The following is an 8,025-nucleotide window of genomic DNA, read 5'->3' as shown; positions in this document are numbered from 1 at the left end:
GCAACGGCATGGAGGTGACGCAGTTCACCTATTTCCAGCAGGTCGGCGGCTTCGATTGCGCCCCCGTGTCGGTTGAGATCACCTACGGGCTCGAGCGCCTGGCCATGTACGTTCAGGGTGCGGATCGCGTCTTCGATCTTAACTTCAACGGGCGCCATGACGACCGCAAGCTGACCTACGGCGATGTGTTTCTCCAGGCGGAGCAGGAATATTCGCGCTTCAACTTCGAGCACGCCGACACCGCGCTCCTGCAGCAGCACTTCCGCGATGCGGAGATGGAGTGCAAGTCTCTGCTCGAGCGCGGGGCGACGGACGGGGCGCATCTCCTCGCTCTGCCAGCCTATGACCAGTGCATAAAAGCATCACATGTTTTCAATCTTTTGGATGCGCGGGGCGTGATCTCCGTTACGGAGCGCCAAGGGTATATCCTCCGTGTGCGTGAACTCGCCAAGGCGTGCTGCGCGGCTTGGCTCAAGACGGATGGAGGCCGTTCGTGACAGAGACACAAATTGGATTGCTCGTAATCGGCGTTCCCACGCTTCTGATTGGAGCAATTCTGCTCGGCCGCTATCGTCCGGTCTTCTGGATGTTCGTTGCCGCTCTCATCATCGGCCTCGGCTACCTGACGACCACCGGAGCCGTGGAGGATGTCGGCAAGGCGGCCGTCACGTACATCGGGGTCTCGCCGGAAGAAAGTCCGGCAGCCGCACCCGAGCCGGCGCCGGCCGCAGTGCCCGAAACCGAAGCGTCATCGGAGCCTGCGCCTGCGGCGCAGCCGGAGGCTGCTTCGGAGGCTGAGCCTCAGCACGAAGCGCCGGCCGCAGAGACACCCGCCGCAGCGCCGTCCGAAGCTTCTCCCGAGGCCCAGCCGGATGCGAGCTCGCCTTCCGAGCCGGCCGGTCCTTAAAGCGCGCCCGGCATCGTCCGTTCATCATCGAGGCCGAGGGTGCGAGATATGCATCCTCGGCCTTCTGCGTCTTTCGCGCGGGACATCGTGGGTTGCCGGGGTGCGGTCTCCCCCGTATGTCTCTTGCATCGCGCCGCTTCGGGCGGCCGCGACTTGAATTCAAGGGGCACCCATGGCCGAACTGTTGCTCGAGCTCTTCTCCGAGGAAATTCCCGCGCGCATGCAGGCGCGCGCGGCCGAGGATCTCAAGCGTCTCGTGACGGAAGGCCTGGGTGCAGCGGGCCTCGCCATTGGCGCCGCGCAGGGCTTTGCCACGCCGCGCCGGCTCGCACTTAAGATCGAGGACATGGCGGCCCACTCGCCGGCCGTTTCGGATGAGCGGAAGGGGCCGCGCGTCGGTGCGCCTGAGCAGGCCGTGGCAGGCTTTCTGAAGGCGGCAGGGCTCGCGTCTCTCGACGAGGCGGAGATCGTCCGCGACGAGAAGAAGGGCGACTATTACGTCGCGCGCACGGAGAAACCCGGCCGGCCGGCGGCAGAGATCGTGGCGGACGTGGTCACGGGCGTGCTGGCGAAGTTTCCGTGGCCGAAGTCCATGCGTTGGGGTGCGGGCACGTTCCAGTGGATTCGGCCTCTGCGCTCCATCGTGTGCCTGATCGACGGCGAGGTTGTGCCGCTCGAGGCGGCGGGAGTCGTTGCCTCGAACGCGACGCGCGGGCACCGCTTCCATGGCAACGATCTGTTCGAGGTCTCGGGTTTCGCGGACTATGCGGACAAGCTCGCGGCGCACGCGGTGATGCTGAGCGCGGCCGAGCGCGCCGACGAGATCAAGGATCAGGCGGAGGCGCTGGCAGCGAAAGCCAAGCTCGAGCTGATCGCGGACGAGGGCCTGCTCGTAGAGAACGCGGGTCTCACCGAATGGCCCGTCGTGCTCATGGGCACGTTCGATAGCGGCTTCCTCGACGTTCCGGAGGAGGCGCTGATCACGTCGATGAAGACGCATCAGAAGTGCTTCTCGCTGCGGGACCCGGCGACGGGCCGCCTCGCCGATCGGTTCATCATGGTTTCGAATCTGACGGCGCCAGATGGCGGAGCCGAGATCGTTGCCGGCAACGAGAAGGTGATCCGGGCGCGGCTGGCGGATGCCAAGTTCTTCTGGGAGCAGGACCTGAAGCGGCCGCTGCACGAGATGGCGAGCGCGCTTGCCGGCATCACGTTCCACGAGAAGCTCGGCACGCAGGCCGAGCGTGTGGCGCGGATCAAGGAGCTAGCGTTCGAGATTGCGGGCGCGGTGGATGCCGACCCGCAGGATGCGCGGCGCGCGGCGGAGCTCTGCAAGGCGGATCTCGTCTCGGGCATGGTCGGCGAGTTTCCGGAGCTGCAGGGACTGATGGGGCGCCGCTATGCCGAGCACGTGGGCACCAAGCCCGAAATCGCGCGGGCCATCGAGCTGCACTACAAGCCGAAGGGGCCGTCCGACACGGTGCCCAAGGCGGAGGATGGCGACGCGGTGGGGATCGCCGTGGCGCTGGCGGACAAGCTCGACACGCTGGTGGGCTTCTGGGCCATCGATGAGAAGCCGACGGGGAGCGGAGATCCGTATCAGTTGCGCCGTGCGGCGCTCGGCGTGATCCGCATCGCGGTCGAGAACGATCTGAGGGTGCCGCTCGAGAGGATTATCCGCGATCATCTTCTTCCATCCCCTGAAGGGGAGAGCCCGAGTGAGAAAGATCCCGGCGGCTTGCGTTCTGGGTTCCCCCCCTCCCTAACCCTCCCCCACGAGGGGGGAGGGGATGTCGTCGTATCTGATCTCCTCTCCTTCTTCGCCGACCGTCTTAAGGTCTATCTCAAGGACAAGGGCGCCCGGCACGATCTGATCGACGCCGTGTTCTCGCTCGGCGGGCAGGACGATCTCGCCCTGATCGTGAGACGAGTGGAGGCGCTCGGCGAATTCCTCAAGACGGACGACGGCGTGAACCTGCTCGCAGGCGTCAAGCGCGCGTCCAACATCCTCGCCATCGAGGAAAAGAAGGACAAGCGGAGCCATGCCGGCGAGCCGGATCCGGCGCTCATGACCGAGCCTGCCGAGCGCGGTCTTTATGCCGCCATCGCCAAGGTCAAGTTCGACACGCAGGCAGCCATCAACGTCGAGAATTTTGCGGGGGCCATGAAGGCGCTGGCGGAGCTCAGGGCGCCGGTCGATACCTTCTTCGATGACGTGACGGTCAACGATCCTGATCCGGCGTTGCGCGAGAACCGGCTGAAGCTCCTTTCCGAGATCCGCGCCGCGACGCAGACGGTCGCCGACTTCTCACGGATCGCCGGCTAACCGCTAACCCGTCGCGCGTCGGCGTTCAGGCGGTCGCCTCCTGCTCGGCTTCCTCGTAGGCGCTGGTCGCTTCGAGCCACGCCTCTTCTGCGGCGGCGAGGCGCTTCGCCGTCTGGCCGCGTTCTTGTGAGATGCGGCTTGCTTTCGCCGCGTCGGCATAGAGATCGGGAGACGCGAGCTCGACATCGAACTTCGCCAGCTCTGCCGTCAGCGTCTCGACGGTTTTTTCTGCGGCCTGCATAGCCTTCTTCAAGGGTGCGAGCTCGGCCCGGCGGCTGGCGGCGGCTTTGCGCTGGTCGGCGCGGCTTGTGCGGACCTCGCCCGAGGGCTCTGAGCCGTTGCGCCGTTCGGCGCGTGGCGACCGGGCTGCCAGAAGCTCGGCGCGGTAGCTATCCATGTCGCCGTCGTAGGCGCGGACGGTGCCGTCGGCGACGAGCCATAGCCGATCGGCGGTGGCTTCCACGAGGTGGCGGTCGTGGCTGATCAGGATCACCGCGCCTTCATACTCGGCGATGGCGTGGATCAAAGCTTCGCGGCTGTCGACGTCGAGATGGTTGGTCGGCTCGTCGAGAATCAGAAGGTGCGGGGCGTGGAAGGCGGTCAGCGCTAGCAAAAGGCGCGCCTTCTCGCCGCCCGAGAGATTGGCGCACTTCGTGTCCGCCTTGTCGGCGCCGAAGCCCCATGAGCCGAGGCGCGTGCGCCGTTCCGCTTCCGTCGCGTCCGGCATCAGCTGGATGATGTAATCGACGGGGCTCGCCTGCGGGTTCAGTTCGTCGAGCTGGTGCTGGGCGAAGTAGCCGACCGTGACGCGGCCAGCGCCGAACACGTTTCCTGAGAGCGGCGCGAGCTTTCCGGCGACGAGCTTCGCGAACGTCGACTTGCCGTTGCCGTTGGCGCCGAGAAGCGCGATGCGGTCATCCTGGTCGATGCGCAGATCCAGGCTGGTCAGGATGGGGTGCTCGGGCGCATAGCCGGCGACGGCCTTCTCGATGCGGATCAGAGGGCTCGCGAGCGGCTTCTCGGGGCTCGGCAGCGCGAAGGGCGCGACGCGGTCTTCCACCTGCGCGGCGATGGGCTGCATCTTGGAGAGGTACTTGACGCGGCTCTGCGCCTGCCGGGCCTTGGTGGCCTTGGCGCGGAAGCGGTCGATGAACGCCTGGATGCGGCGGCGCTCGTCATCCTGCTTTTTCTTGAGCTTCAATTCGAGGCGCTGCCTGGCGCGGCGCGTTTCCTCGAAGTCGTCGTAGCCGCCGGAATAGAGGGTGAGGCGGCCGCGATCGAGGTGCAGGATGGCCTCGGCCGCCCGGTTGAGCAGATCGCGGTCGTGACTGACGATTAGCACCGTGTGCGGATAGGACTTGAGATAGCTCTCGAGCCAGAGCGTGCCTTCGAGGTCGAGATAGTTGGTCGGCTCGTCGAGGAGCAGGATATCGGGCTCGAGGAACAGCACGGAGGCGAGCGCCACACGCATGCGCCAGCCGCCGGAGAAGGAGCCGCACGGGCGCTGCTGGGCCTCCTCGTCGAAGCCGAGGCCGGCGAGAATGCTGGCGGCGCGGGCGGGCGCGGCGTGGGCGTGCATGTCGGCGAGACGGATCTGGATTTCGGCGATGCGCGTCGGATCGGTCGCAGTTTCGGCTTCCGTGAGCAGGGCGGCACGCTCGGTGTCGGTCGATAGCACCCATTCGATCAGGCTCTCCTCGCCGCCGGGCGCTTCCTGGGCGATGCGGCCGATGCGGGCGCCGCGCGGAACGGTGATGCCGCCCTCGTCGGCGTGGAGATCGCCGCCGATCAGCTTCAGAAGCGTCGACTTACCCGCGCCGTTGCGGCCGACGAGGCCGACCTTGTGGCCCTCGGGAATGGCGGCCGTTGCCGCCTCGAGGATCGGCTTGCCTTCGATGCGGTAGGTGAGATCGTTGATATGCAGCATGGCTTGCAGGCGAATAGCCGCTCAGGGCGGGCTTGTCACGCGCCCGGCCACCAAAGTTGAGAGACGGCTTCACACCCATTCGGGTGAGCCCGCCCGAATGAGATCGGCTCTAGCCGGAGATGACGGGCTTCAAGGTCTCGAACAGCAAGCGCTCCTGCGTGTTCGGATCCTCGATGGCGAGATGGGCCGTGAACCAGTCCTTCAGCATGCTGCAGACGCGTGAGCGAGGAGCCTGGGCCAGCGCCTTGGGGTCGGCGAAAAGCTGCATGTCGGCCTGGGTCCAGCCGAGACGGCCAAGCTCGCCAGCAAGCACGTCGTAATCGGTCTTGATGGGAGCCTGATGCTCGGCCGGATGGCTGCGCCCCTCGACGATGGCGCCGACGATGGCCACCACCTGGGCTTCGATTTCCGTACTCTTGGCGGGATCATCGAGGCGCGCCACGATGGTTGGGCTCGATTCCCCTTTCGAGATGAAATCATAGCAGCCGTCGCCGCTTTCCTCGGAAAGGCGCTTCAGATTAGCGAGGAAGGCGGTGGCCAGCTGCTTGTGGCGTGCCGTGCTGGCGGCAAGGGCGTGCTGGGCGTTCTCACGGCGTAGCGTGACCAGCTCGCCGATGAGGTAGCGCGTAATCTCGTCGGGCTCTGCGCTCTGTGCGGAAAGGCGCGCCACCTCGGCGACGCGGGCCTGATACCAGTCCGGAAACTCCTGCTTCACCGCAACCCACATGGTTCGGCCTTGCAGGCTGCGATCTATGCTCTCCGTCGAGGAGACGGGTGCGGTGGTCGCGGCGGTTTCGATGGAGGCTGCCGCCTGCGGGTGCTCCGGCTGCGGTATGAGGCTGGCGGTTGCCGTTTCCGCGTCGGTGCTGTCGTCGAACAGCAGATAGCTGAAGACTTCATCGGTATATTGGCTGCTCAACCACGCGCCGATGCCGGTCATGGCGAGCAGGCCGGTGGCGACCAGGGCCAGCCGGCGTCCGCGCGTGAAGGCCGGAAAAGAGCGCTGTGCGGCGCCGGCGCGCTCCACGGTCTTACGATTGTCGGCGGCGAGCGGCGTTCGGGCCGCTGCGGCCGCGGCCGAGGCGTTGCCCGCTGCGGCGGGGCCAGCCGCTGATGGGGGCGAGACTGCGTGCTCCATACGCGCCGCCGCCTCGCTCGGATGCTTCGGCGCGTCCCCGGCCTCCGTTGCGTGTGCGTGGGGATGCCACGCGCCAAGGGTTGGCTGCTGCTGGCTTGTGGTGCCGTGGGCGGCTGGCTGCGAGCCCGGCTCGGACGCCGCCGCAGCAGCGGCTTTCTTTTCTACGGTCTTAGAGGTGGCCTGCTGCTCAGGCGGTGGAGGGCCGTTGCTTCCTGCGAACTGCGGAAATACGGAGGCGGCGGTCCGCCAATCGGTAAATCCCTGGCGCCAGACGAGGTCGCCCGGTTTCAGATGGCCCAGCTCGATGATCTTCTTGAGTTCGAAATCCGAAACGGGGCCGTGCTGCTTGCCGTCCCGAGCGATGAACCACTGAATGTCTGCGTCTGATCCGCTCATGCCCAATCATACCATGATGTGAGAAAGCCGGTTCAAGCCGTCGCGCGCCTCAAACCTCTCCGGTTCCGATTCCCTTATCCTTACCCGCTTGTCCCCGGTCCCCGGCGCCTTGCGGCAGCCGCTGCGCGACCATCCACAGGAATGTCCGCGATAAATCCCTCAGATTTCACGCGATAGCGATGGACAGTTCGGACAGTCTGTGCGATTGCCGCACATTGCGGACTGATCAACACCCAATCCGGGCTTTTGCAGGGCATTTCCGCCCATTTGCAAAACGTGAATGTTGGCTGCGTTAAGGCGCTGCCTTCCGGCTTGTCCGCGAGCGCCCTGTAAGCCGCCTGGGCGCAACCCAAAATTCGACTTCAATGAGGGCTCAAGAGACGAACGATGGCCATAGAGCGCACTTTTTCAATCATCAAACCCGACGCCACGCAACGCAATCTCACCGGCGAGATCAACGCCGTCATCGAGAAGGCGGGCCTGCGCATCGTCGCGCAGAAGCGCGTTAAATGGACGAAGACGCTCGCGCGGGAATTCTACGCCGAGCACAAGGATCGCCCCTTCTTCAAGGAACTGGTCGATTTCATGACCTCGGGGCCGATCGTGCTGCAGGTGCTCGAGGGCGAGGACGCGATCGCGCGTTATCGCGAGATCATGGGTGCGACGGATCCGGCCGAGGCCAAGCGCGGCACCATCCGCAAGAAGTTTGCGCTCTCCAAGGGCGAGAACTCCGTGCACGGCTCGGATAGCCCGAAGTCCGCTTCGCGCGAGATCAAGCTCAACTTCGTTGCCAAAGAAATCGTCGGCTAAATCAGGCAGCGCCGAAAGAAAAACGGGCCCCGGAAAGGGCCCGTTTTTTTATGCGGATTTTTTTGTGAACGCTCAGCTCAGCTCAGCTCGCGAACGCGGAACAGCAGGCCGCCGCGCGGAGTCAGCGTCACCGTGGCGTTGATGCCGGGCGGCTGAAGCCCGACATACTCGGGACGGAAGCGGCGAAGCAGGATGGAGAGCGCCAGCGTATTCTCCACCTGGCTCATGGCCCCGCCGATGCAGGAGCGCTTGCCGGCCCCGAACGGAAGGTAGCTGTACTTCACCTGCTTGTGCGTCTTGTCCATCCACCGCTCAGGAAGGAACGTCTCCGGGTCCTTCCAGAACTTGGGGTTGTGGTGAGCGCCGTAGCCGAACAGCACGATGCGGTCGCCCGGATTGATTTCCTTGCCGGCGATCACATCGGCTTCCTTGGCGATGCGGATGAGGCTCCACACCGGCGGATAGAGCCGCATCGTCTCCTGGATGACGGCGCGCGTGTACTGGAGCGCCGAATAGTCGGC

The 8,025-nt window shown here is 65.4% G+C and carries 7 protein-coding genes; 4 read left to right on the top strand and 3 right to left on the bottom strand.

Annotated elements, in window-relative coordinates; all coding sequences use genetic code 11:
* The 3 genes from V7P99_RS14520 to glyS form a co-directional block, all read left to right on the top strand.
* Window positions 1-497, top strand: a 497-nt coding sequence (locus V7P99_RS14520) for a glycine--tRNA ligase subunit alpha (protein ID WP_333795549.1), incomplete at its 5' end; no start/stop codon positions are given.
* Window positions 494-907, top strand: coding sequence for a hypothetical protein (locus tag V7P99_RS14515; RefSeq protein WP_333795548.1), 414 nt, complete (start codon window positions 494-496; stop codon window positions 905-907). The genes V7P99_RS14520 and V7P99_RS14515, both read left to right, overlap by 4 nt.
* A gap of 172 nt (window positions 908-1,079) precedes the next feature.
* Entirely contained in the window at window positions 1,080-3,233 is a 2,154-nt protein-coding gene (gene glyS, locus V7P99_RS14510; RefSeq protein ID WP_333795547.1) for a glycine--tRNA ligase subunit beta, read from the top strand.
* 25 nt (window positions 3,234-3,258) lie between these two features.
* On the opposite strand, the gene V7P99_RS14505 is transcribed toward glyS, so the two are convergent.
* On the bottom strand, window positions 3,259-5,160 hold the full coding sequence (locus tag V7P99_RS14505) for an ATP-binding cassette domain-containing protein (protein WP_333795546.1): 1,902 nt from the start codon (window positions 5,158-5,160) through the stop codon (window positions 3,259-3,261).
* A 109-nt stretch (window positions 5,161-5,269) separates the two neighbouring features.
* Window positions 5,270-6,694, bottom strand: a complete 1,425-nt coding sequence (locus tag V7P99_RS14500; RefSeq protein ID WP_333795545.1) for a DUF4339 domain-containing protein — start codon at window positions 6,692-6,694, stop codon at window positions 5,270-5,272.
* A gap of 387 nt (window positions 6,695-7,081) precedes the next feature.
* Between V7P99_RS14500 and ndk the strand changes: the two genes are divergently transcribed.
* Window positions 7,082-7,504: a nucleoside-diphosphate kinase gene (gene ndk, locus V7P99_RS14495; protein ID WP_333795544.1), complete on the top strand. Its 423-nt coding sequence runs from the start codon at window positions 7,082-7,084 to the stop codon at window positions 7,502-7,504.
* 77 nt (window positions 7,505-7,581) lie between these two features.
* Here the strand turns inward: ndk and V7P99_RS14490 are convergent.
* A partial coding sequence (locus V7P99_RS14490) for a cytochrome P450 (RefSeq protein ID WP_333795543.1) occupies window positions 7,582-8,025 on the bottom strand: 444 nt, incomplete at its 5' end.

The sequence above is a fragment of the Hyphomicrobium sp. genome (assembly GCF_036780825.1).
GTDB lineage: Bacteria > Pseudomonadota > Alphaproteobacteria > Rhizobiales > Hyphomicrobiaceae > Hyphomicrobium_C.
Note: the sequence above shows the minus strand (reverse complement) of the source record. Positions and strands in the feature narration are given on the sequence as shown.